Annotated in this window: 19 protein-coding genes; 10 read left to right on the plus strand and 9 right to left on the minus strand. The window is 71.2% G+C overall.

What is annotated here, in order from left to right:
- Positions 1-115: 115 nt before the first annotated feature.
- Together C1I95_RS36405 and C1I95_RS18390 are read right to left on the minus strand one after the other, a co-directional pair.
- Positions 116-1,336 carry a thiamine pyrophosphate-binding protein gene (locus C1I95_RS36405; protein WP_233513737.1) on the minus strand — a complete coding sequence of 407 codons (1,221 nt, stop codon included), beginning with the start codon at positions 1,334-1,336 and terminating at the stop codon, positions 116-118.
- 232 nt (positions 1,337-1,568) lie between these two features.
- A complete protein-coding gene (locus C1I95_RS18390) occupies positions 1,569-2,687 on the minus strand; it encodes a baeRF2 domain-containing protein (protein WP_111215047.1) in 1,119 nt (372 codons plus the stop codon).
- Between the two features lie 150 nt (positions 2,688-2,837).
- Here C1I95_RS18390 and C1I95_RS18395 point away from each other — a divergent pair, with 150 nt between their 5' ends.
- Together C1I95_RS18395 and C1I95_RS18400 are read left to right on the plus strand one after the other, a co-directional pair.
- Positions 2,838-3,377, plus strand: coding sequence for a hypothetical protein (locus C1I95_RS18395; RefSeq protein WP_111215064.1), 540 nt, complete (start codon positions 2,838-2,840; stop codon positions 3,375-3,377).
- 117 nt (positions 3,378-3,494) lie between these two features.
- A complete protein-coding gene (locus C1I95_RS18400) occupies positions 3,495-4,106 on the plus strand; it encodes a cadmium resistance transporter (protein ID WP_111215048.1) in 612 nt (203 codons plus the stop codon).
- 41 nt (positions 4,107-4,147) lie between these two features.
- On the opposite strand, the gene C1I95_RS18405 is transcribed toward C1I95_RS18400, so the two are convergent.
- Positions 4,148-4,492, minus strand: a complete 345-nt coding sequence (locus tag C1I95_RS18405) for a DUF3817 domain-containing protein (protein ID WP_111215049.1) — start codon at positions 4,490-4,492, stop codon at positions 4,148-4,150.
- Positions 4,493-4,701: 209 nt separating this feature from the next.
- On the opposite strand from C1I95_RS18405, the gene C1I95_RS18410 reads away from it, so the two are divergent.
- The 7 genes from C1I95_RS18410 to C1I95_RS18440 all read left to right on the plus strand — a co-directional run bounded on the left by C1I95_RS18410 (position 4,702) and on the right by C1I95_RS18440 (position 10,885).
- Positions 4,702-6,180, plus strand: coding sequence for a glutamate-cysteine ligase family protein (locus C1I95_RS18410; protein ID WP_111215065.1), 1,479 nt, complete (start codon positions 4,702-4,704; stop codon positions 6,178-6,180).
- Between the two features lie 52 nt (positions 6,181-6,232).
- Positions 6,233-7,510 (plus strand): aminotransferase class V-fold PLP-dependent enzyme, encoded by a 1,278-nt coding sequence (locus C1I95_RS18415; RefSeq protein WP_111215050.1) that lies wholly within the window; start codon positions 6,233-6,235, stop codon positions 7,508-7,510.
- Positions 7,511-7,644: 134 nt separating this feature from the next.
- The gene (locus C1I95_RS18420; protein ID WP_111215051.1) at positions 7,645-8,073 is read left to right on the plus strand and encodes a hypothetical protein; all 429 of its coding nucleotides are present in this window, start codon (positions 7,645-7,647) and stop codon (positions 8,071-8,073) included.
- The gene (locus C1I95_RS18425) at positions 8,067-8,300 is read left to right on the plus strand and encodes a helix-turn-helix transcriptional regulator (protein WP_111215052.1); all 234 of its coding nucleotides are present in this window, start codon (positions 8,067-8,069) and stop codon (positions 8,298-8,300) included. The genes C1I95_RS18420 and C1I95_RS18425 overlap by 7 nt, the downstream gene beginning before the upstream one ends.
- Positions 8,297-9,274 carry an NAD(P)-dependent alcohol dehydrogenase gene (locus tag C1I95_RS18430; protein WP_111215053.1) on the plus strand — a complete coding sequence of 326 codons (978 nt, stop codon included), beginning with the start codon at positions 8,297-8,299 and terminating at the stop codon, positions 9,272-9,274. Before C1I95_RS18425 ends, C1I95_RS18430 begins: the two co-directional genes overlap by 4 nt.
- 91 nt (positions 9,275-9,365) lie before the next feature.
- Complete coding sequence (locus tag C1I95_RS18435) at positions 9,366-9,899, plus strand: RNA polymerase sigma factor (RefSeq protein WP_111215054.1); 534 nt, start codon at positions 9,366-9,368, stop codon at positions 9,897-9,899.
- Positions 9,896-10,885 (plus strand): CU044_5270 family protein, encoded by a 990-nt coding sequence (locus C1I95_RS18440; RefSeq protein WP_111215055.1) that lies wholly within the window; start codon positions 9,896-9,898, stop codon positions 10,883-10,885. The genes C1I95_RS18435 and C1I95_RS18440 overlap by 4 nt, the downstream gene beginning before the upstream one ends.
- Positions 10,886-10,933: 48 nt before the next feature.
- Here the strand turns inward: C1I95_RS18440 and C1I95_RS18445 are convergent, their stop codons facing one another.
- The 6 genes from C1I95_RS18445 to C1I95_RS18470 all read right to left on the minus strand — a co-directional run bounded on the left by C1I95_RS18445 (position 10,934) and on the right by C1I95_RS18470 (position 20,378).
- A complete protein-coding gene (locus C1I95_RS18445; RefSeq protein ID WP_111215056.1) occupies positions 10,934-11,281 on the minus strand; it encodes a hypothetical protein in 348 nt (115 codons plus the stop codon).
- A complete protein-coding gene (locus C1I95_RS18450; RefSeq protein WP_111215057.1) occupies positions 11,274-12,329 on the minus strand; it encodes a LacI family DNA-binding transcriptional regulator in 1,056 nt (351 codons plus the stop codon). Before C1I95_RS18450 ends, C1I95_RS18445 begins: the two co-directional genes overlap by 8 nt.
- Before the next feature lie 149 nt (positions 12,330-12,478).
- The gene (locus C1I95_RS18455; RefSeq protein WP_111215058.1) at positions 12,479-16,105 is read right to left on the minus strand and encodes a LamG-like jellyroll fold domain-containing protein; all 3,627 of its coding nucleotides are present in this window, start codon (positions 16,103-16,105) and stop codon (positions 12,479-12,481) included.
- Positions 16,106-16,485: 380 nt separating this feature from the next.
- Positions 16,486-17,433 carry a hypothetical protein gene (locus C1I95_RS18460; protein ID WP_146605759.1) on the minus strand — a complete coding sequence of 316 codons (948 nt, stop codon included), beginning with the start codon at positions 17,431-17,433 and terminating at the stop codon, positions 16,486-16,488.
- Between the two features lie 92 nt (positions 17,434-17,525).
- The gene (gene argG / locus C1I95_RS18465) at positions 17,526-18,977 is read right to left on the minus strand and encodes an argininosuccinate synthase (protein WP_111215060.1); all 1,452 of its coding nucleotides are present in this window, start codon (positions 18,975-18,977) and stop codon (positions 17,526-17,528) included.
- Positions 18,978-19,022: 45 nt separating this feature from the next.
- A complete protein-coding gene (locus C1I95_RS18470; protein WP_146605760.1) occupies positions 19,023-20,378 on the minus strand; it encodes a low temperature requirement protein A in 1,356 nt (451 codons plus the stop codon).
- 197 nt (positions 20,379-20,575) lie between these two features.
- On the opposite strand from C1I95_RS18470, the gene C1I95_RS18475 reads away from it, so the two are divergent.
- A partial coding sequence (locus C1I95_RS18475) for a sulfite exporter TauE/SafE family protein (RefSeq protein WP_111215062.1) occupies positions 20,576-21,561 on the plus strand: 986 nt, incomplete at its 3' end.

Raw genomic sequence — 21,561 nt, forward strand, 5'->3', positions numbered from 1 at the left:
ATAAGAGACAGTGACGGCACCGCAAGCCCACCATTTCCAAGACCTTGGACAGTTTCCGTTACGCGCTAACGGAAACTGTCCAAGATTTCGATACGCCTGGCGCAGCTGGGCTCGCCTACGGGGAAGGGGCGGCGTGGCTGGGGGCCGCGGCGCCGTCGCGGGAGGCGGGCGCAGCCGGGTCGACCACCATCTCCAGTACGCACGGCCGATCCGCGGCCAGCGCCTCGTCCCAGGCCACGCCCACCAGTTCGGGCCGGTCGACGCGTACGCCATGCAGGCCGAGCAGCCGGGCCCAGCCCGCGTACGGGACGTCGTCGGCCATCGTCCGCGCCGCATCCGGGTACCGCCGGTGGACGGACCGGGTGTTGAGCACCAGGATCACCAGACGCGGGTCGGGCCACGCCCACCAGGCACGGGCGACCGTGACCAGCTCGGCCAGGCCGTGCAGCTGCATTCCCTCGTCGGTGACCAGGGCGAGCACCGGCCGGTCCGGGTCGGCCAGCTTGGCGGCCATCGCGTACGGCAACGCGCCGCCGGTCGCCTCGGGAGCGTCGCACGGCAGGACGACCGCCCCGCGCGGCAACTGGCGATCGAGGCGGGTGAGAATCGCGTCGCCGTCCACCGTCACGGTCACCCGCTGGGGCAGCCGGGCGGCGAGTTCGTCGAACACCAGCGCCGGATCGATCGGCCCGTCCGTACCGCTGACGGGACGCCGGTCGCCGTGCCCGTGGTGGGGCAGCACCAGGCAGACCGGGCCACCGGTGGTCACCGCGCTGTGCAGCGCCTCGTCCACCACATCCGCAACGCGGTGAGGGTCCCCGGCATACCGCACCTGTCGGCACACCCCGGCGAACAACCGGCCGATGCGCGAGTACGAGTCGGCGGATGCGGGCGGATCAGACGGCCGGGAATCGACTGAACGGTGCGGTTCGGTCGACGGACGCGGGCCGGTTGACGGGTACGGGCCGGTTGACGGGGACGACTCGGCTGACGGGTGCGGGCGGCTCGACGGGTGCGGGGCGGTTGACGCGTCGGGAGGCTGTGCGCCGACGATCGCCAGCACCGGCAAGCCGGCCCGTCGGGCGCCGGCGAGACCGCTGAGCAGCCCGAAGGCGGCCGGTCCCTCGGCCGCCAGGCAGACGCCGATCCCGCCGGTGAACCGGGCGTGCCCGGTCGCCATGAAGGCCGCGGTCTCCCCGTGCCGGGCGGGCACGAACTCCGGGTCGCCACCGGCGGCCCTCAGGGCATCGACCAGCGGCGCAATCGCCTCGCCCGGTTGGCCGAAGACCCGCGACACCCGCCAGGCCGACAGCCGCGCGACGAGCGCCTCAGCCATGGCCGGGCCAACCTCGGCCAGGTCAACCACCGTCGGGCCACCCACAACCGACTCCGGCACCGCCGGCCCAACCTCCGCCAGATCAATGACCACCGGGCCGCTTACGGCGGCGTCAGGCACCGCCGGGCCAACCTCCGCCAGATCAACCACCACCGGACCGCTTACGGCCGCGTCAGGCACCGCCGGGCCAACCTCGGCCAGGTCAACCACCGTCGGGTCGGGCACGGTCGGGTCAGGCACCGTCCCGGCCCGGGGTGGAGGGGTCGACGTAACGCAGCACCGCGCCCACCCCGTCCACCAGTTCCGGAGCCTCCTCCGGGCCCAGCACGGTCAGCTCGGCGTCGGTGCCCACCAGCGCGCGGACCAGCGCGGCGTCGGCACGTACCCGCTCCGGGTCGGTCACGGTGGGCAGCTGGGTCGGGTCGGTGGCGATGTCGATGGCCCCCGGGCCGATCCAGAGTTCGCCGTTGGCGGACGGGTCGTCCACGATCAGCATGGTGTCGACCTGGTTGCGTTGCAGCGCGGAGACCACGGCGTCGAGTCCGGCGCCGACGTCCTCCTGCATGCCGAAGCGGTCCAGCGCGGCGTTCACCCGCTGGTCGGCCACCTCGGCGATGGTCTGCACGGTGAGGTCGTCCAGCAGGGTCTGGTCGGCGCCGCCGGCCCGCGATCCGGCGTCGGTGCGGACCACCATGTCCTGCCAGCGTTCCGGCATCTGGGCGGCGATCATGCCAGTCGCCCGGACGTCGCCGGCCACCACGACCACCTCGGCGCCGACCCGCTCGGCCAGTTCCACGGTGGCGGCGGTGACGTCACCGGCATTGTGATGCCATGCCTCCATGGCGGCGCGCTGGTAGCGCGACTGCGACCAGCCGCCGGGCTTGACCCGGCGCAGCTGGTAGCTCTCCCGGCCGACGATGTGGGCCCGACGCGGTACGCCACCGGCGCTGACTGACATCGCGTCGGCGCCGGTGCGGTCGGCCAGCACCCGTACCCACGCCACCTGCTCGCCCCGCTGCGCCAGCAGCGGCATCACGTGCGGCAGCGGGGCGTACGCGGCCAGATCCCGCCGCGGCGGGGCGGACAGGTACTCGGAGAGCACCACCCGACCCCGGGTACCGAAGACGGCCAGCCCGTAGTCGCCGGGCATCGGGTCGTGGCCCCGGATCACCCCGTCGAGGGCGGCGATGGTCTGCTCGTCCGCCCCCTGCTCGGCCAGTTGCTGTTGCAGGCCGCGCCAACGCAGATGGAGTGCCGGATGGGCGTCCTCGGTGTCCAGCGAGGCGTCCAGGTAGACCGAGCACCACGGGCCTGGACGTCCGTAGAGCGGGCGTAGGAAGGACAGCTGCATGCTCGACCCCTTTCCAGCTCGGCCCACCGCTTACCCGCGCCGTCCGGCTTGTCACCTACCAGCCGTGCGGCGTGACCCGTTTTCATTCACGTCGTTCAACTCCGGGGATCGATACGATCTGTAGGCGGAAGCGGACTCTGGGTGGTGGTCATGGACACGACATCGTATTCCCGGCGCAGCCTGCACCCCACGGGCCGGATCCTCACCGCCCAGGTAGTGCGCCTGATGGACGGCTACCCCCGGGAGATACGCGTGGGGCAGCCGGTGCTGGTGGTGGTGCTCGCCGCCGCCGGGGTGGCCGGCCTGCTCGCCCGGCTGGTGCGCGCCCTGCTCTCGGCCGGCTCCGGGACCGGCCGGCGCAGCTTCAAGGACCTGAAGAAGGGCCCGGAGTACCTGGTCACCCCGATCCGCCTGCGCGACGCCAACGGTCGCGCGTACGAGGTCGAGCTGCACGGACACCTGCCGCAGAGCGCGCTGCACCCGGCCGACCAGGTCCAGCTGACCCTGCGCGATCAGGGTGACTCCGACCTGCCGCCGAAGATCGAGCGGATCGTCAACCTCACCACCGGGCAGCTGCTCCGGCCCCGCACGGCCACGCTCTGGTCGCACCTCGGCCCACCGCTGCTGTTGCAGGCGGTGCTGGGCACACTGCTGCTCGCCGCGTTGGCGGCCTGCACGGCGCTGACCTGAGGCCGGCCGCGCCGGCCGGACGAGCAGCACCGGCACCGGCAGCGGCGCGGGCGGCGGCAGCAGCACGGGCAGCGGCACCGGCACCGGCACCGGCAGCGGTCTCTACAGTGATCAGCCGTGGCAGAGCTTGTTCGCACGATCGGCACGGCGGTCGGCGTGTTCGCCGGCACCAACGTCGATGACATCATCGTGCTGACCGTGCTGTTCCTGTCCGCCAGGGCGTCCGGCCGGCCCCGGCCATGGCAGATCTGGACCGGCCAGTACGTCGGGATCGGCCTGCTGGTCGTCGCGTCCGCGGTGGCGGCCCTCGGCCTGACCCTGGTGCCGGACCGGTGGGTCGGCCTGCTGGGTCTGGTCCCGTTCGCGCTCGGGGTGAAGGGTCTCGTCGCGGCGATCCGGGCCCGTGGCGAGGACGAGTTGCCGACCGTGACGGTGGCCGCCGGGCTGGCCTCGGTGATCGGCGTGACCATCGCCAACGGCGCGGACAACATCTCCGTCTACACGCCGATGTTCCGCACCATCGGACTGGCCGACAGCCTGATCACCGTCGCCGTGTTCGCGATCGGAGTCGCGCTCTGGTGCCTGGCCGGATCCTGGCTCGGCTCGCACCAGAGGATCATCGCGATCGTCGAGCGGTTCGGGCACTGGATCGTGCCCGGCGTCTTCATGCTGATCGGCACCGTCATCGTCCTCGAATCGGGCGTCCTGACCGGTGGTGGCGGGCACTGACGGCACCGGGGCCACCCCCGGGAGCGGAGGAGCGGGCCGGGTCAGCCGACCGGGGCCGGCTCACGGGCCGGCTCGGCGACGGCGAGCATGCCGCGCCGGCGGGCCCACCGCTCGAAGGCGAGGGTGGCGAACGGCGGCACCGCGCAGGCCAGCGCCACGCCGGTGGCCAGCAGGCTCCACCGGTGCACCCGGGCCACCGCCAGCACCAGCACCCCGTACGCCACGAACAGCGCGCCGTGGATCGGCCCGAAGATCTGCACGCCCAGCTCGTTGGCGGGCGGGCCGTACTTGACCGCCATCCCGGCCAGCAGGCCAGCCCAGGAGATCGCCTCCGCGATCGCCGCCACCACGAACAGCCGGGTCACTTTTTCACGCACGCCGGACATGGTATCGACGCCCTGGATCACCGCCGGGCACCCGGGCCGGTGACGCGACCGGCGTCACCGCGACGGACCGCAAAGTCGGATGCGGTCCGTAACCGCCACGCGGTTCAGGTTGAAAAAGGTTCAATGGTGCACAACCGGGCCGTCGGGGCTTTCCTCGGTTGCGCCGACGTGCGAGGTTTGGGGGTACCAGCGGTGACAGGGTGGTGACCATGGGCGAGGAAGTCGGCGTGCAGACCTTCAGCCGCCAGGACCGGGCTCGCTACCGGGACAAGGTACGCCGCTGCCTCGACGTCTTCGCCGAGATGCTGCGCGAGTCCCGATTCGACGTCGACCGGCCGATGACCGGGCTGGAGATCGAGCTGAACCTGGTCGACGACGCCGGGATGCCGGCGATGCGCAACGCCGACGTGCTCCAGGCGGTGGCCGACCCGAGCTTCCAGACCGAACTCGGCCAGTTCAACATCGAGATCAACGTGGCGCCCCGACGGTTGGCCGGCACCGGCACCGCCGAGTTCGAGGAACACGTACGGGCCAGTCTGAACGCGGCGGAGCAGCGGGCCCGGACGGTCGGCGCGCACCTGGTGATGATCGGCATCCTGCCCACCGTCCTGCCGGAGCACCTGACCGCCGACACGCTGTCGGCCAACCCCCGGTACGCGTTGCTCAACGAGCAGATCTTCGCCGCGCGGGGCGAAGACCTGCGGATCGCGATCAACGGGGTGGAACGGCTGGCCGTCACCGCCGACACCATCACCCCGGAGGCCGCCTGCACCAGCACCCAGTTCCATCTCCAGGTCGGCCCGAACCAGTTCGCCGACTACTGGAACGCCGCCCAGGCCATCGCCGGGGTCCAGGTGGCGCTCGGCGCGAACGCACCGCTGTTCTTCGGCCGGGAACTGTGGCGCGAGACCCGGATCCCGCTGTTCCAGCAGGCCACCGACACCCGCCCCGAAGAGATCAAGACGCAGGGCGTACGGCCGCGGGTCTGGTTCGGGGAACGATGGATCACCTCGGTGTTCGACCTCTTCGAGGAGAACGTGCGCTACTTCCCGGCGCTGCTGCCGGTCTGCGACGCGGAGGACCCCGCCGAGACGCTCGCCGCCGGCGGCGTGCCGACCCTGGCCGAGCTGCGGCTGCACAACGGCACGATCTACCGCTGGAACCGGCCGGTCTACGACGTGCTCAAGGGCCGGCCACACCTGCGGGTGGAGAACCGGGTGCTGCCCGCCGGGCCGACCGTGTTGGACACCGTCGCCAACGGGGCCTTCTACTTCGGCCTGGTCCGCGCACTCGCCGAGGCCGACCGGCCACTGTGGTCGCAGATGTCGTTCAGCGCCGCCGAGGAGAATTTCAACACCTGCGCCCGGCACGGCATCGACGCCCACGTCTTCTGGCCAGGCCTGGGCTATCTGCCGGTCACCGAGCTGGTGCTGCGCCGCCTGCTGCCGCTGGCCTCGCACGGTCTGGACCGGTGGGACGTCGAACCGGCCGAGCGGGACCGCCTGCTCGGCATCATCGAGCAGCGCTGCCTGACCGGCCGCAACGGGGCGAGTTGGCAGGTGGCGACGCTGCACCGGCTGGAGTCGGCCGACCAGCTCGACCGCCCAGCGGCGCTACGCGAGGTGGTCCGGCACTACGTGGAGCTGATGCACAGCAACCGCCCGGTCCACGAGTGGCCGATCCCCTGACCACACCGCTCGAGTGACCGCAGTGTGACCTGGATGCCGGACGCTGTCACTCATGAGACGCCGTAGCGTGTTCGGGGTCGCGGCCGCCGCGACCCTGGCGGGGTGCGACGCGAGGTCGCAACGGGCCGGGCCGGTCGGCGCGGCGAGCCCGGCGCCGCTGGATCCGACCAACTGGTCCAGCGTACGAGCGCAGTTCCCGCTCGCCCCGGACGTGGCGCACCTCGCGAGGTACGTGTTAGCCAGCCATCCCGCCTCGGTCCGGTCGGCGATCGAGCGCCACCGGACCGGGCTGGACGCCGATCCCGTCGGCTACCTGGAAGGCAACAACGAGCGACTGAAACGCTCCGTGACGTCGGCGGCGGCCGACTACCTTCAGGTCGATCCGGAGACGGTGGCGTTCACCGACTCCACCACCATGGGGCTGGGCCTGCTCTACGGCGGGCTGCGGCTGCGACCGGGCGACGAGGTGCTCACCACCGAACACGACTTCTACGCCACGCACGAGGCGTTGCGGCTGCGCGAGGCCCGCGACGGCATCAAGGTACGCCGCGTCCGGCTCTACACCGATCCGGCCACGGCGAGCACCGACGAAATCGTCGGCAACCTCACCCGGGCGGTGACGCCCCGAACCAGGGTCGTGGCGGTGACCTGGGTCCACTCGGGCACCGGCGTGAAGCTGCCGATCCGGGCGATCGCCGACGCGCTGCACGGCGGTGACGTGCTGCTGTGTGTGGACGGTGTGCACGGCTTCGGCGCCGAGGAGAGCAGCTTCGCCGAGTTGGGCTGTGACTTCCTCGTCTCCGGCTGCCACAAGTGGCTACTGGGTCCGCGTGGCACCGGCCTGATCTGCGGGACATCCGAGGCGTGGGCCCGGTTCACGCCGATCATCGCCCCGTTCGACGGCCCCAGCATGGCCGCTTGGCTCGGCTTCGACGGCGGCGCCCCGGCGCCCGGCTCGGCCGCCACGCCGGGCGGCTACCACGCCTTCGAACACCGCTGGGCGCTCGCCGAGGCCTTCGAGCTGCACCGGGCGATCGGCAAGGCCCGGGTGGCCGGGCGTACCCGGGAGTTGGCGACGAGCCTCAAGGAAGGGCTGGCCGGGTTGCCCGGGGTCAACCTCGTCACGCCCACCGGCCCCGAGCTTTCCGCCGGCCTCGTCTGCTGCGAGGTGTCGGGCAGTTCCGCGGAGCAGGCGGTGGCCCGCCTGCACGACCGGAAGGTGGTGGCCAGTTCGACGCCGTACCGCCCGTCGTACCTGCGCTTCGGCACGACCATCGCGAACGACGAGAGCGACGTCGAGGCGGCGCTGCGGGCGGTACGGGACCTCTAACTCGGCGCGGTCCGCAGCCGCCGTTCGGTTCGTAGCGAGCACCTGCGGCATCAGGTGTCAAAGTTTCTAGACATGTTGTCATGCGTCCTTTACTCTTGGCGTGTCAAGGATTCTTTACACCGGGAGGCCGGGTCATGACGCACGAAGAGAAACGGGCCTGGATCATGCTGGTGGTCAGCGTGATCGCGTACGCCGTGTACGTGGTCGTCGTCCTGGGCCGGGTCGACGGCGGGCCGCTCACCGCGGTGCCCTACGCCGGCGCGCTGCTGTGGACGGTCGGCGGCGCCATCGCGGCGAACATCGTGGCCGAGATCGGGATCGGCGTGGTGAACCCGCGGGCGTCCCGCGTCAAGGATGTACGCGACCGGGAGATCGGCCGGCTCGGCGACCACGTCGGCCAGGCGTTCGTGGTCATCGGCGCGGTGTCGGCGATGCTCATGGCGTTGGCCGAGTGGGAATGGTTCTGGATCGCCAACGGCGTCTACCTGTGCTTCGTGCTGTCGGCGGTGGTCGGCTCGCTGGCGAAGGTGATCGTCTACCGCCGGGGCGTCCCGCAGTGGTGAAGCCGACCCGTGTCACCAACAACATCCGTGCGCTGCGCTTCGCGCACGACGAGATGACCCAGGCCGACCTCGCCGAGCGGATCGGCGTGACCCGGCAGACCGTGATCGCCATCGAACAGGGCCGCTACTCGCCGTCGCTGGAGATGGCCTTCCGGATCGCCCAGGTGTTCGGCGTACGGCTCGACGACGTGTTCCAGTACCCCGATTCGGAGGAGGTGGCACCGTGAAGGCCATCGTCCAGGACAACTACGGCCCGGCTGACGTGCTCGACCTGCGCGACATCGACCGGCCGGCCATCGGCGACGACGAGGTGCTCGTCCAGGTACGCGCAGCCGGCGTCGACCCCGGCGTGTGGATCTTCATGGCCGGCCGCCCCTACCTGGTACGCCTCGCGGCCGGGCTGCGCCGGCCCCGGGTGGCGGTACGCGGCCGGGACCTGGCCGGGGTGGTGACGGCGGTCGGCGCCCGGGTGACCCGGTTCCGGCCGGGCGACGAGGTGTACGGCACCTGCCTGGGCGGCTCGTACGCCGAGTTCGCGAGCGCGCCGGCGCAACGGTTGGCCGGCAAGCCGGCCAACCTGTCGTTCGCGCAGGCCGCCGCGGTGCCCGTGTCCGGCATGACGGCGCTGCGGGCGGTGCGCGACTGCGGTGCGGTGCGCCCGGGGCACCGGGTGCTGGTGATCGGCGCGTCCGGTGGCGTCGGCTCACTGGCGGTCCAGATCGCCAAGGCGTACGGCGCGACGGTGACCGGCGTCTGCGCCCCGGCCCGGACCGAGTTCGTCCGCTCCCTCGGCGCCGACGACGTCCTCGACTACACCGACGAGGAGATCGACCGCGACGGCCCGGTCTACGACGTCGTCATCGACACCGGCGGCGACCGCCCGCTGGCACTGCTGCGGCGCGCGCTCACCCCACGCGGGACGCTGGCGTTGGTCGGCGGCGCGTACGCCCGGGGCCGGCTGCTCGGTGGCTACGGCCGGCAGATGTTCCGGGCGCCGCTGCTGTCCCTGTTCGTCGGTCAACGGCTGCGCACCGTGAGCGCGGTGGAGCGTAACGAGGACCTCGACGAGCTGCGGGAACTCATCGAGTCCGGCGCGCTGACGCCGGCGATCGACCGCACCTATCCGCTCGCCGAGGCGGCGGACGCGCTCCGGCACTTCACGGACGGGCACCCGGCGGGAAAGGTCGTCGTCACCATCTGACCCGCAGGAAGGGCGCGACGCTGCACCGATGCGATGACCGAATCGACGGCAGCGGCGTAACCAACGGGCGCCGGCTGACACAGGTAGAGGTATGAGGGACGTCAACGACCGGGGGACGGACTGGTTCCGCGGGGTCTACGCGCGGCACTTTCCGGACGTGGTCCGTTATGGCCTGCGCCGGCTCGACGGCATGGCGGCGGCCGAGGAGCTGGCCCAGGAGGTGTTCCTGGTCGCGTGGCGACGCCGGTGGGAGGTACCGGCGCGGACACTGCCGTGGCTGTACGGGGTCGCGCGTCGCCTGCTGGCGAACCACTGGCGGGCGCAGCGGGCGGTGCCGCCGTCGGGTGAGCTGACCGAGACGGTCGGGTTGGACCGGCACGACGGCATCGTGCGGCTGATGGATGTGCGGACCGCGCTGGGCCGCCTGTCCGACGACGACCAGGAGATTCTTCGACTGGTCGGCTGGGAGCAACTCTCCCTGCGCGAGGCGGCGCTGGTGGTGGGCTGCGGTTCGGCCACCGCCAAGGTGCGGTTGCACCGGGCACGGCGGCGGCTCGCCGAGTTGCTCCGGGAACGTCCCTCGCCGGCCACCTCGGTCGACGGTCAGCTGGGAGGAGTCCGATGAGTGAGCGGCTGCGGGAACTGTTGGCGGCGGCTGACCCGGCGCGCGGGGTGCAGGTCGGGCCGGGTGACGTCGAGGCGGTGCTCGACCGCGCCCGCGACGACGTGACGTCCTACGCCACCGCCGTGCCGCCACGGCGGCGGGCGTGGTGGGTCGTACCCGTCGCTGCTCTTGCCGTGGTGGCGACTGCGGTCGTGGTCGTGCGTGGCGTCGGCGGCCCGCCGGCCTCGCCCCAGCCGTACCTTCCGCCGGGTTCCACGTCGGAATCGGCGCCCTGTCTGGCGGAGATCGCCGACCAGCTGGCAGCCACGCCGTACGACGGGCGCACCGGACGGTACGAGTACCTGCGGATGACCTGGGCCGGCGGCGGCTCGGTGGAGATGCCGGTAGCGGATGCCGGCATGGCGACCATCTGGTACAGCGAGGAGACGACCCGGTGGCTCGCGGAGGACGGCTCGGGACGGCTACGGCAGGTCCGTGGCACGCCGACCTACCCGGACGAGAAATCGCGGGAATACTTCGAGCAGCATCGTGAGCTGACGTCGGAGACCACCAGGACGACGGAGCTGGCCCCCGGAGACCTCGATGTCACCGCCTTGCCGGCCGCCGACCCGACGGCAATGGCGCAGGCGCTGTACCGGCCCCGGGAGAACGGCCCGGCGCAGGCGCTGGCCAGCGTCGCCGACCTGAACCGGGAACGGGTCCTGGACTCCGCGCACCGGGCCGCGGTGCTGCGGTTCCTCGCCGCCACCGACGGGGTGGTGTGCCAGGGCGAAGACACCGACTCCGTCGGGCGTACCGGCGTCGCGGTCTCGGCCGGCCGGGGCCAGGGTCCGCGGCCCTCCCCCGCCGGCCACGACCGCGAGTACCTGCTCTTCGATCCACGCACCGGGGAACTGCTGGCCAGCGGCGCCAAGACCACCACCGCCGGCAACGTGGAGGTGGGCACGGTCTACCTGGAGCGGGGGCGCACCGACGAACTCGGCTGATCCCGCGCCTGGTCGGCTCCCGGGCGCGCAGCGCAGCTCGCCCGCGGGTCAGCCGCCGGCGTACTGCACCGCCCGGTAGCCCCACAACGCCGCGATGGCCAGCACCGCGACCCCGGCCACGAACGGCCACCAGCGACCGCGCGGACGGACGACGGCCAGGGCGGCCGTGGCCAGGTAGAGCACCGCGATGATCGCCGTCCACAGTGTCGCGATGGGGATCCGACCGGCGATCCGGCAGCCGGCTGGCGCGGGCAGGACGGCCGCGCAGATGTCGTAACGCGGCACGGCCAACCACCAGTAGCCCGCCCAGGCCGTCACCGCGATGACGGTGGCCGCGGCCACCGCGAACCACGAGCCGGCGCGGGCGGGTGCCGTCGCCTCCGCAGGCTCACTCATGCCGGCCAGTGTATTGGCCGGATCGGTGCTGACCGCGTGGCGGTGCGGTGCTTTCCCGGTCGACGAAGTCCGGGGCGATCAGTCGTAGGACGTAGGGTTCCTCGCTCTCCGACTCGGTGGCGATTCGGCGCACGAGTTGCCGGACGGCCAGGCGCCCCAGCCGGTCGGGAGCGCTGTCGATGGACGAATAGGGCAGGGAGAAGATCTGCGCGAACTCGTCCGAGTAACGACCGATGACCGACATGTCCCGTGGCACCTGGAGGCCCCGCAGGTGCAGCACCATCGGCAGCGCCGCGGCGGCCGCCTCGTTGTCGATGAGCAGCCCGGTCGCGCCCGGGTAGGTGTCGAGCACCGCGTTGAGCGACCGGCCGACGGCCGGCTGCCGCGACTCGCCGAAGACGGCGTGCAGCACCATCCCGTGCCGCTGTGCCTGCTCCAGCGCCGCGTTGCGCAGCCGCCACACCCAGGCGCCGCCGCGCTGCACCACGAGTTCCGGCTGAGAGATCAGGATGATCTCCCGGTGGCCGAGGCGGTGCAGGTGGTCGACCATCGCCCGGCCGGCTTCCTCGAAGTCGAGATCGAACACGTCGACCCCGGAACAGTCACCGGGCAGCCCGACCAGGGCGCCGGGCTGCGGCGCGGCGCGCAGGACCGGCAGCCGCACGTCCTGGTGGGCGACGTTGAGCAGGACGAGCCCGTCGACCATGCGGGAGTCGGTGATCCGGCGCAGGGCGTGTGCACCGTCGGCCTCGGTGATGAGCAGTGTGTCGTAGCCGAGTTCGCGGCCGGCGTCCGAGACGCCCAGCATGTACTGCAGCATGGCCGGCGCGAACTCGCCCTCGAGAAGCTGGGCGAGCAGGCCGATCACCATCGTCTGCGATGTCGCCAGCGCCCGGGCCCCGGCGTTGGGCGTGTAGCCGAGCGCCCGAACGGCTTCCTGGACCCGCTGCCGCACCTCGAGCGAGATCGCCCGCCGGCCGGACAGCGCGTACGACGCCGTGCTGCGGGACACCCCGGCGGCCCGGGCGACATCGCCGATCGTGACCACGGTTCCTCCTGTCGTCACTGGAACACCCGCCTGCCGAAGCGGTTCGGCGGCACCGGCACGGCCGTACGGCCAGCCGATCCATGGTGCTGGACCGGCTGGCCGTACGGGTGTTCAGGTCGCCGCGAGTGCGGTCATTGTGGTGGCTACCGTCAACTGCTGAACCGGGCGATGGAGATCTTGTCGATCACCGGCGCGTGCTTCGAGCGGAGCAGGATGCCAGGCCAGAGGCTATCGCTGTACGTCACACCGTCGAAGTTGCGCGCCTCCTCCGAGGAGAAGGTGATGGTGTTGCGGCCCTTCTTCAGCTCCACCGGGACGGTGAGTTCCCAGAAGTTGTTCCGGTGGAAGGAGCCGGGGAAGAGCACGCTCTCCACGTCGCCGCCGTTGATCGACAGGTCGGCCCGGCGGGTCATCGGGTTCGGGTTGTAGTGCGAGGCCTGCGACTGCTCGGGGTTGGCGTACCTGACCCGCATGGCGTGCAGGCCGGCGCGGTCGACGTCGACGGTGAAGGTCAGGGTGTTCTGGTTCCCCGGCTCACCCCCGATGCCGCTGACCGCCTTGCCGCCGCTGGCCAGCGTCAGCGTGGTGGCCTCCGCCGTACCGGCCAGCGCGGCCTGCTCCGCTTCGTACTCGACCACCTTGAGGGTGCCCGTCGTGGGCTTGACCTCGATCCGGTCCAGCAGCAGCCGTCCGGCGCTGCCCGTCACCGTCACCTTGTTCACCCCGCCGGACAACGACACCGCCACCGCCGACGACGGTCCGGCGACCCGGCCAACGTCACGCCCGTTGACGGCCAGCTGACCATTCCCGCCGGCCAGCGTGTGGACCGTGACGGTCGACTCCGCGTCCTCGGCCGAGTAGACCCAGAACGTGACGGAGTCACCGCGAGCGACCTCCACCACCCCGGAGCCGGAGACGCTGCGGCCGTTGAGCCGCGGGCCGGCGTACATCGGGCTCGCGCCGTCGAGGTCGGCCAGTTCCGCCTCGTAGGTGGCGCGGGCCGCCGGGTTCGGCAGCGCGAGCGTGATCCGGTCGACCAGCGCGTCACCCTTGGTCGCCCGGCTTCCGTCGAGGCTTCGCGCGGCCAGCGAGATGACGTGCCGACCCGCGGTCAGCTGCACGGTCGTGTCGGTGTGGTCCCAGACCACCCACTTGTAGCCCAGTGGCAGGAACAGCTCCTGTTCGGCGCCACCGTCGACGCGCAGGAACACATTCGTCGGCCCCTGCTCCTGCACCAGCCCGAAGGTGTTGAGCGAGTTGGCGAAGACGCTCAGGTCGTAGTTGCCGTCCTGGGGGACGTCGACGGTGAAGTCGAGCACGACGTCCGAGCCGGTCCGCAGACCACCGACGTTGTAGCCGCCCGACGTGTAGAACTTCGACACGTCCGACGGCGAACCCTCCGGACCGTTGCGGCTGTAGCCGCTGCCGCGGTGCGCGGCGTCCTCGGCCTCGTAGCTGCCCTTCCACAGGGTGGGGGCAACGGCGGTCGGCTTGCCGGTGCCGGCCGGGGTCAACACGATCTCGTACGCGGACGACGCCGACAGCGTGGGCAGGTCGCCGCCGAAGTCGAACGCCACCATCCCGTCGATCACGTTCACCACCCGCTCGGCGATGATCTCCGGAGCGGCCGAGTCACCGATCTGCCCGGTCCACGGAATCTCCCGGATCCACGCGCGGGCCTTGCCGCCGATCGCGTCCGGAACGTTGTCGAACCTGATCCAGGCCTTGCCGGCCGCGCCGCCGAACAGCGCCCTGGCCTGGGCCCGGTCCTCGTCGAGCGTGGCCACGCCCTGGAGGCTGTAGTTCTGGCCGGGGAACGGTGGGCTGACCTTGACGGTGTGCCCGGTCATCCCGGCGTACGCGTTGAACAGCCACCACTGGCCGTTCGCCCGGTTGGCCTGCACCGCCGAGTCGGAGAGATTGCCGTTGATGTTCCAGAAGGCGATCATCGCGTCGATCTTCGACTCCTCGATCGCGGACATCCACTGGACCATCTGTCCGGGTACCGAGGTGTGGTAGTTGAAGGCGTACTCGTTGACGTTGATGGGCAGCTTCCGGCCCTCGTGGCGGGTACCGGCGAAGACCTCCGCCTCCCACTCGCGGTACCGCGCCACGTTAGTCCGTACCTGGGCCGGGTGGCTCAGCTCGTGCCAGGTGGCGATGTCCGGCACGGTGCCGGCCTCGACGGCGTGCTCGAGGAAGCCCTTGACCTGGGTGTAGAGGACGCTGGTGTTCGGCCCCGAGATCCGCACGTCGGGCAGCTTCTGCTTGATCATCGCGTACGCCTGGTCCCAGGCGCGGAAGTAGTCGGTCGGGTTGTTCAGCCAGCTGACCCGGTTGTAGCTCCACTGGCCGGTGCCGAACATGTTCCCTTCCGGCTCGTTGAAGGGTTCGATGACGATGTTGTCCCGGTACTCCGGGTCGAGCTGGGCGATCTGGTCCAGCTGCCGCTCGAGGACCTGCATGTACCCCGAGAGCTTCGCCTCCGGGGTGTTGCCGGGCCACTGGTACGGGAAGCCACGGTAGAAGTCCGTGGTGCGGACGTAGACGTCGCCGTCCGTGCTGTCGGCGAGCGGCTTGACGATCTCCAGCGCGTCGGAGCCGGGATGCTGGGCGCCGTCCTGCCCCTTGGTGGCGACCGTACGCAGGTTCATGCCCTCGATGAGGTTGTTGGTGGGAACTCCCGGGGCGTACAGCCCATACAGAGCCCCTGCCGCGCCGCCGTGGAAGTCGCCGGTGTTCGTCGCGAGGTCGATGGTCAACTCACCCTCGCGGACCACCGTCACGGTGGCGCTGACCGGCTTCCCGGCCGCTGTGCCGGTGACCCGGAAAACGCCGGGGCGGCTGTAGTCGGCGGGGTTGACGGCGTTCCAGGTGGCGGCGACCGCGCGGTCGTAGCCGTCGGTGAAGGAGGCGCGGACGGTGGTGGGCAGCGCTGGCGCGGTGCCGATCGAGGTCCGCACGTCGAACGTGTCCTGGGACAGGCCGGTCAGGGTGGGAGTGGATCCGCCGACCAGTTCGGCGACCTGCTCGGCGGAGAGCGCGCTGCGGTAGATGCGGAAGTCGTCGACGGCGCCGGCGAACAGCGGATCCTGGTAGAAGGACCGGCCGAGGTAGCCGGCGATGGTGCCCGAGCCGGTCAGCAGGTCGCCCGCGGAGATGGTGGTCCGGGCGGACGCCACCGCGACACCGTCCAGGTAGGTGGTGATCCGGTCGGCGTCCGTGTCGAGGGTGGTGGTGAGCGTGCGCCATTGGCCGCCGGGCAGCTGCGCGAAGCCGGTGACCTGCGCTTCGGCGCCACCGCCCGCCGTGGTGATGGCGGTGCGGAGCCGACCGTCCCCGTTGTACGGGGTGGTGAAGAGGTAACGGGTGTTGTTCGTACCGAGTGCGTAGATCCACTGCCAGGGTGACGTGCTGCCATCCCACTTGATGCGGGTCGAGACGGTCAGGTCGGAGGCGCCCTGGAGAGCGGCGCGGGGCAGGCTGACGTAGGCACCGTTGGACGTCGGTGCTCCGCCCGGCAGCTTGAGCGCCGAGCCGCCGCCGGCCCCGTCCACCAGGGACGCCGTGGTGCGGTTAACCAGTGTGCCGGCGAGCCCGTTACCGGAGGTGTCCGGGATGACCCCGGTGGACAGATCGATGCCGTTGAACTCGTAGTGCAGGGACGGGGACGGCAGACTGGCGGCGGCCGGCACCGCGAACCCCGCCGTACCCACCAAGGTGAGTACGGCGGACAGCGCGGCCGCGCGTATGTAGGTTGCTCTCGACAACGCCATGATGGCAGCTCCTTGTTGTCGCTTGCGGTGGTGATGGTCCTCGCGCGAAGCCGGCGACTCGCGATCCCCCGCACCGGCACCCGGAGGGTGGTCGCAATTCGTCGAACCGGTTCGCTAAATGGCCGGGGAGAAGGCTCCTTCCATCGAGAGGTGGGGATCAACGACAGCGCTGACCGTCGGCGAGCCGGCAAGGCAGGGCACCTGCGGCTCGCCTTCGCGAAGCCGGCGGTACCACGGGTCGGCGGACCGGGCAGCGCCCGATCTGGCGCTCCGGATGGCCCGGCCATCGAACGGCGAGTTCGATGGTCACCGCATTGTTAACGTTAACTTCCAGGGGCGTCAACCCCGCAACGGGCCGGAAACGCCGCCGGTGAGGGCGCTCAGCGGGACCTGAGGAGACGGTCGCGTTCGGACTCGATGTCGACGAGGCCCGCGCGCGCCTGGGCGGCCCGCTGCTCCAGCCGGCCATGCACCTCGCGGACCAGTTGGACGGACTGGTCGACGCTGTGCACGGCCTGCCTGATCCGGTTTCGGACGGCGAGATCGGTGAAGATGTTGTCGAGGAAGACATCGACAAATCTGGTCAGGCGGCCGACGTCCAGTCGCGGCGCGATCAGGTTCATGCCCTCGACGTCGGCGAGTTCGGTACGCAGCACGGCGAGGCACCGGTCGGCGCGGGCGGCGGCCTGGGCCGCCTCGTCCAGTCGGGAGTGTTTGAGCGCGCTGCTCACCATCCCGCCGCCGAAGAACGTGTCGTAGGTCGACCAGCCCGAGGCGCTGTCGAGCTTGCCGCGCACCTGCGCCAGGGCGTCGTGTGCGGCGCGGGCGGCGTGCCGGGCCTCGCCCACCTCACGCAGCTCTCCGGTGAGCCGTCCGCGCTCGTCGGCGAGCGCCAGCAGTCGGGCACCACGCGGGTCGCCGGAGCCGGCCAGGTGCCGCTCCTTCTCGTCGAGCATGGCGGCGTACGTGTCCGGTGCCGCGGCGAGTTGGCGCAGCCACGCCTGGGCGGCATCGTGTTCGCGCCGCAGCGCCTCGAGGCGGGCGTCGGCCTCGGCCAGCCGGTAGCGCGCGGCGTCGGCCTCCGCGCGCTCGCGGGCCAGCAGGTCGTCCCGGGCGCCGCGCAACGAGGCCAGCACCCGGGTCAGCGACAGGCCCTCCAGCCGGGCGACGTCCTTCTCCTCGCCGGCGCACCGGGCGCGCAGCGCGGCGACCCGGGTGGCCATCTCGTCCACCCGGGTCCGCAGATCCGCCACCCGCCGCGTGGTCACCTCGTGCTCACGCAGCGCCTCGGCGGCCGCAGCCAGCCGGTGTTCGATGTCGTCAGCCACGTGACCCATTGGACAAGCACGGTGCAACAGCGACGACGCGCCGAGCGCGCGGCAGCGGCAGCGGCAGCGGCAGCGGCAGCGGCAGCGGCAGGTCAGTCGACGCCGAACTCCATCGCGGCGCGGTCGAGCGCCTCGTCCTCCGCGGAGGGCACTCCCCGGGACGCGATGGCCTCGGCACCGCCCTCCGGCATCGCGCCGATCAGCCCGGTCGAGGCCGCCTGCGCGGCACCGACCATCCGCTGCGGGGCGCCGCCGCCGACCATGCCGAGGGTGGCGTACTGCTCCAGCTTCGCCCGCGAGTCGGCGATGTCCAGGTTGCGCATGGTGAGCTGGCCGATCCGGTCCGACGGGCCGAACGCCGAGTCCTCGGTACGCTCCATCGACAGCTTGTCCGGGTGGTAGCTGAAGGCCGGGCCGGTGGTGTCCAGGATCGAGTAGTCCTCGCCCCGGCGCAGTCGCAGCGCCACCTCGCCGGTGACCGCCGTGCCGACCCAGCGTTGCAGCGACTCACGCAGCATCAGCGCCTGCGGGTCCAGCCAGCGTCCCTCGTACATCAGCCGGCCGAGGCGGCGGCCCTCGTTGTGGTAGTTGGCCAGGGTGTCCTCGTTGTGGATCGCGTTGACCAGCCGCTCGTACGCGGCGTGCAGCAGTGCCATGCCGGGCGCCTCGTAGATGCCCCGGCTCTTGGCCTCGATGATCCGGTTCTCGATCTGGTCCGACATGCCCAGGCCGTGCCGGCCACCGATGGCGTTGGCCTCCAGCACCAGGTCGACCGGGCTGGCGAACTCCTTGCCGTTGATCGTCACCGGGCGGCCCTGGTCGAAGCCGATGGTGACGTCCTCGGTGGGGATCTCCACCGACAGGTCCCAGAACCGGACCCCCATGATCGGGTTGACCGTCTCGATGCCGGTGTCGAGGTGTTCGAGGGTCTTCGCCTCGTGCGTGGCGCCCCAGATGTTGGCGTCGGTGGAGTACGCCTTCTCGGTGCTGTCCCGGTACGGCAGGCCCCGGTCGAGCAGCCACTCCGACATCTCCTTGCGCCCACCCAGCTCGGTGACGAAGTCGGTGTCGAGCCACGGCTTGTAGATGCGCAGCTGCGGGTTGGCCAGCAGGCCGTACCGGTAGAACCGCTCGATGTCGTTGCCCTTGAAGGTCGAGCCGTCGCCCCAGATCTGCACGTCGTCGGAGATCATCGCCCGGACCAGCAGGGTCCCGGTGACCGCCCGACCCAGCGGGGTGGTGTTGAAGTACGCCCGCCCGCCCGAACGGATGTGGAAAGCGCCGCAGGTCAACGCCGCCAGACCCTCCTCCACCAGGGCGGCACGGCAGTCGACCAGGCGGGCGACCTCGGCGCCGTAGCTGAGCGCGCGACCGGGCACCGACGCGATGTCGGGCTCGTCGTACTGGCCGATGTCGGCGGTGTAGGCGCACGGGATGGCGCCCTTGTCGCGCATCCACGCGACCGCGACCGAGGTGTCGAGGCCGCCGGAGAAGGCGATGCCGACACGTTCACCGATGGGCAGGGAGGTCAGAACCTTGGACACGGGGAAAAGTATGCACCATGCCGCATGGCCATGCAAACGAACGCCTCAACGCCACCACCGTTCGGCTTCACGGGCCGCGTGGGCGTGGTGTTCCTCCAGGACGGCCTCCCGCAGGGCCCGGCGGGAGCCGGCCAGGACGATGAGTTCGGCGACCGCGAGCGCCAGGCCGATCGAGGCGAGGATGCCGATCGAGGCGAGGGCCGGGACCGACACCGCCACCGGCGTCAGGACCACCAGGAGCACGATGGCGCCGACTCGGGTCCAGGTGACCGTACCGAGGACGCGGAGCTGGAAACCGAGGTGGCCGAGGAGAAAGATGCCCACCCCGGCGAACATGAGGTACGTGCCGGCCGGGTCCAGCGGTTGCTCCAGCGGAACGCCGCGGTCGCTAAGCTGCTTGAGCAGATCCTCGGCGCCCACGGCGAGGGTGATGATCCCCGCGACCATCGGCAGGTGGAGATAGACGTAGCCGTCCCGGGCGAGCGCGACCCGGGCGTACGCGTGCGCGTTCCGCATGGCCAACTGGGCGGCGAGGGCGATGACGTCGAAATAGGCCCACCACAGGGTGGCGGTGACCGCGATCCCGAGCACTGCCGCGCAGATGACCGGCCAGCTGATCGACCAGCTCAACGGGTTGATGCCGGTGCCGACCGAGATGATCAGTTCACCGAGCGTGACGATGATGATCAGTTCGTAGCGTTCCGTCCAGTGCGCGGCGGAGACGATCCGCCACCGTCGTCCGCCGACCGGGAAGCCGCCGGCGTACTCGACGGCGACCGCGAGCGTCCACAGGACGACCTGGATCGGGAACCGGTCCACACCGAAAACCCGCCCGGGGAGGTACGCGGAGAGGACGAGCAGGCCGGTGGCGGTGAACACCGGGACGGCGAGGCGGAACGCTAGCCGGCGGACCGGCCGGTCGTGCCGGGTGACCTGCCGGAAGACCACCAGGCTCAACATCCGGATGACGAAGTAGCAGCCGGCGAACACCAGCGGCCCGTTCGAGCCGCCGGGCAGGTCGACGAAGGCTTCCGGCAGCGTCAGAGCGACCGTGAAGACCGCCGCCATCACGACGAAGATGACGATCGGCATCCAACCCTCGCCGGCGTGGACGCTGTTGCCCACCCAGACGTAGGAGATCCAGCACCACCACAGCAGCGCCAGGACCAGGACGCCCCGCAGCAGTCCGTCGGGAGTGTGGTCGCCGAAGGTGGCCCGGGCGACGTTGGACAGCGCGTAGATGAACACCAGGTCGAAGAAGACCTCCAGGCGGCTGACCTTGATGCCCTCTTCCGCCGGCCGAAGCCGCCACGGTCGGACCGAACGCCCCGCGCTGTCCATCTCCCGAGCCGCGGGGTCAGCAGCGGCGGTCAGCGCGGATGCGCTCGCACGACTCGACACGCGTCAACAACCCGGCCTCCCGACGTGACGGGGACACCAACCTAACGCCCCACCCCGGCAAGTCGACCAGGACCGACAAACCGGTCACCCGCACGTGTCGTCAGCCGGCCACCGATCGAGCAATCAGGGAGAAACCCACCCTCGGTCAATCCACCATCATCGAATTCTCACCCTCCGTAAATGTCGAGGAGCTTTCCGTGACTCAGGCTGACCGACGCACCAGCCGTCCGCGCGCCGTCGACGAGATCCGGCCGCCGTCCGAGCCCCGCGCCACCTCCGTGTTCGTCCCCGGGGACGTGCCACGCCGGCGCGGGCTGATCATCCTGCTCAGCGTGCTGGGCGGCTTCCTGCTCACCGTCGTCTGGTCGGCGGAGTTCGTCGACCAGACCATCGGCGACAACGTCGCCAACACCATGCTGGGCCACGACGCCAAGGAGACTCCGCTGACCGGGGTCGTGGCGGGCGTGATCTTCGCGTTCGTCTCCGGCGTCGCCGGCACCTTCACCGCCTGCAACGTCGCCGCCTTCGGCGCCCTCGCCCCCTTGGCCGGCACGTCCGACAGCCGGCTGGGCCGCTTCCTGACACCGCTGCGCCCGTTGGGCTGGATGGCGGTCGGCATGATCGCGGTCTCGGCCGTGTACGGCGCGATCGTCGGCCTGGTCGGCACCTCGATGCCCCAGTTCTCCACCGCTCCGAACACACCCGGATCCCTGTCCCCGCGCAGCATCCAGTCCATGGTGGTCTTCGGCCTGATCGGGCTGATCATGGTCTACCTGGGGCTGGCCGCGCTGAAGGTGGTGCCGGACCCGTTCGCCCGGATCTCCCGCCGGTACCCCAACGCCCCGCTGATCTTCATGGGCGCGCTGATCGCCGGCTTCCTGATCGGACGGCCGTTCCCGCTGTTCCGCCAGATGTTCCGCGATGCCGCGGAGAGCGGTAACCCGCTGTACGGCGCCGCCGCGTTCACCCTCCAGTCGATCGGCAACATCGTCGTCATGGCGGTGCTGTTCCTGCTGCTGGCGTGGTTCGCCGGCAGCCGGCTACAGCGCTGGTTCGCCGCCCGCCCGTCCCGGCTGGCGGCGACCATCGCGGTGGCGTTCCTCGTCGCGGGCGCCTTCACCTTCCTCTACTGGGACGTCCGCCTGCTCGCCCGCCGGGAGATCATCCCCTGGTACCCCACCGC

The sequence above is a fragment of the Micromonospora craterilacus genome, assembly GCF_003236315.1.
Lineage (GTDB): Bacteria > Actinomycetota > Actinomycetes > Mycobacteriales > Micromonosporaceae > Micromonospora > Micromonospora craterilacus.

Excerpts from the sequence above, each read along its gene's own strand:
- C1I95_RS36405 (WP_233513737.1), bottom strand. The coding sequence starts at position 1,336 with ATGGCTGAGGCGCTCGTCGCGCGGCTGTCGGCCTGGCGGGTGTCGCGG.
- C1I95_RS18390 (WP_111215047.1), bottom strand. The coding sequence starts at position 2,687 with ATGCAGCTGTCCTTCCTACGCCCGCTCTACGGACGTCCAGGCCCGTGG.
- C1I95_RS18395 (WP_111215064.1), top strand. The coding sequence starts at position 2,838 with ATGGACACGACATCGTATTCCCGGCGCAGCCTGCACCCCACGGGCCGG.
- C1I95_RS18405 (WP_111215049.1), bottom strand. The coding sequence starts at position 4,492 with ATGTCCGGCGTGCGTGAAAAAGTGACCCGGCTGTTCGTGGTGGCGGCG.
- C1I95_RS18410 (WP_111215065.1), top strand. The coding sequence starts at position 4,702 with ATGGGCGAGGAAGTCGGCGTGCAGACCTTCAGCCGCCAGGACCGGGCT.
- C1I95_RS18415 (WP_111215050.1), top strand. The coding sequence starts at position 6,233 with ATGAGACGCCGTAGCGTGTTCGGGGTCGCGGCCGCCGCGACCCTGGCG.
- C1I95_RS18420 (WP_111215051.1), top strand. The coding sequence starts at position 7,645 with ATGACGCACGAAGAGAAACGGGCCTGGATCATGCTGGTGGTCAGCGTG.
- C1I95_RS18435 (WP_111215054.1), top strand. The coding sequence starts at position 9,366 with ATGAGGGACGTCAACGACCGGGGGACGGACTGGTTCCGCGGGGTCTAC.
- C1I95_RS18440 (WP_111215055.1), top strand. The coding sequence starts at position 9,896 with ATGAGTGAGCGGCTGCGGGAACTGTTGGCGGCGGCTGACCCGGCGCGC.
- C1I95_RS18445 (WP_111215056.1), bottom strand. The coding sequence starts at position 11,281 with ATGAGTGAGCCTGCGGAGGCGACGGCACCCGCCCGCGCCGGCTCGTGG.
- C1I95_RS18455 (WP_111215058.1), bottom strand. The coding sequence starts at position 16,105 with ATGGCGTTGTCGAGAGCAACCTACATACGCGCGGCCGCGCTGTCCGCC.